Origin of the sequence: Actibacterium sp., assembly GCF_041584535.1 — a bacterium.
Taxonomy (GTDB): Bacteria; Pseudomonadota; Alphaproteobacteria; order Rhodobacterales; family Rhodobacteraceae; genus Actibacterium_D.
Genome location: NZ_JBFHDW010000424.1, coordinates 1 through 1,538, shown reverse-complemented (window position 1 = coordinate 1,538; position 1,538 = coordinate 1). Strand labels below are relative to the sequence as shown.

At 59.2% G+C, this 1,538-nt stretch carries 1 protein-coding gene and 1 pseudogene; one reads left to right on the top strand and one right to left on the bottom strand.

The genetic code is table 11. From position 1 onward, the window contains the following. Nucleotides 1–862 (bottom strand): hypothetical protein (locus ABYW26_RS14405; RefSeq protein ID WP_372605602.1); only part of this gene is annotated, 862 nt, incomplete at its 3' end. Between the two features lie 233 nt (nucleotides 863–1,095). On the opposite strand from ABYW26_RS14405, the pseudogene ABYW26_RS14400 reads away from it, so the two are divergent. Continuing rightward, nucleotides 1,096–1,538, top strand: a pseudogene (locus ABYW26_RS14400) (hypothetical protein); the annotation flags it as partial.

Below are 1,538 nucleotides of genomic sequence, written 5' to 3'. Positions count from 1 at the left end.
TTTGCGAGAAATCCATGCGCGGCGGCGAAAAGATATCGATCAGCTGGTTGTTGCCCGGACCGGTCCCGCGCGAAGTATGGATCGCCGGCGGCGGAATCACTGCCAACGACGGCGCATCGCAGTCCAGTTGCAGGTCGTCGCGCCATTCATTCATGTCCGTGGTCCACGGCCAGCGCAGGTGATGGGCGAAACTGCCGCTCAGTGCCAGCGAGCCCTGTTCGAAATCGTCATGGTGATGCGGCGACATCTTGGTGATGTCGCGCGGTCCCATCATCGGGTCCAGCACGTTGATCATCAGGGTGGTGCAGCGGAAAATCTTGCCGAACCGGCCGGGGGTCGGCGGCACGTCCAGACTGTAGCTCCGGATGCGAAAGCCGCCCGGCGGTGCAGGCCAGGGTTGGAACGGCGGCATCTGGGCATGATCGCGGGCATAGATATCGGCGTTCGGGCACAGCGCCGTCAGATCGTCGGACTGGCTGGAAAACACGCGGGTCAGGGCACTGCCGGCCTCGACCGTGACCGTGCTGTCGCCGGGGGGCATGAAGGCCAGAACCGGGCCGGAAACCGTCATCGCCTGATCGCCGGCGGTCAGGGTCAGCCGGGCTGCGGGATCGACGGTCAGCACCGCATATTCATCAATCTGACCGCTGCGGCCAAGCGTTACGCCGGGTTCGGTCGCCGATTGCGCCACGACGAAATTCCGCCCCCGCATCAGCCAGGTGTCAGCGCCATCCTGTGACATCGTCGGGGCGGTGGCATAGAACAGGCCCAGCGACGAGTCGTAATAGTCGGGCTTTACCATCGTTGCGGTGGCCGCGGATTTCGCCTGCAACTGCGCCCGCGGATCGGATTTGTCGTACATTCTGTCCTCCATGATTCCAAAAACGGAACATATGTTCTGCAATACGGAACGATAAAATCTTGCGCGGATTGTCGGTCGCGGTCAATTGAAATTTTAAAATACATTAAAAACAGGTATTTAAAATGAATATCTGTCGCGAGTGAATCATCCCTGTTGACAGAATGTTAAGATTTAGCAGAGATTTGCCAATATCAGTCCTGTATAGCAGAACAACAACTCTGGGAGGAGAAACATTGTTCAACCGTCGTGAAATGCTCAAGCTTTCCGGGGCCGCCGCCGCAACGCTGGCGATGCCCCATGTCGCGCGCGCCAAGCCGGTTGCCATCCGGTTGCCGCATGCCGCCAATGAAATTCACCCCGGCCACATCGCCTGTGTGGAATTCAAAAAGGCGATGGAAAACCTGTTGCCGGGTGCCGTCGACATTACCATTTTCCCGAACCGCCAGCTTGGCGGTGACAAGCAGGTGCTCGAAGGCGCCATGACCGGCGTCAACGAGATGTGCGGCGCCAGCGGTGTTCTGTATCCGCTTGTGACCGGTCGCCCGGCGCTGGATGCTTATCAGCTGCCCTTCCTTGTGAAGGACTATGATCACTTTGCCGAGGTCGCGGTCAGCGCCGAAGGCCAAGCCATTCTGAACGATCTGGAAGAGGCCGGTCTGGTTGGTCTGCAAGTGGT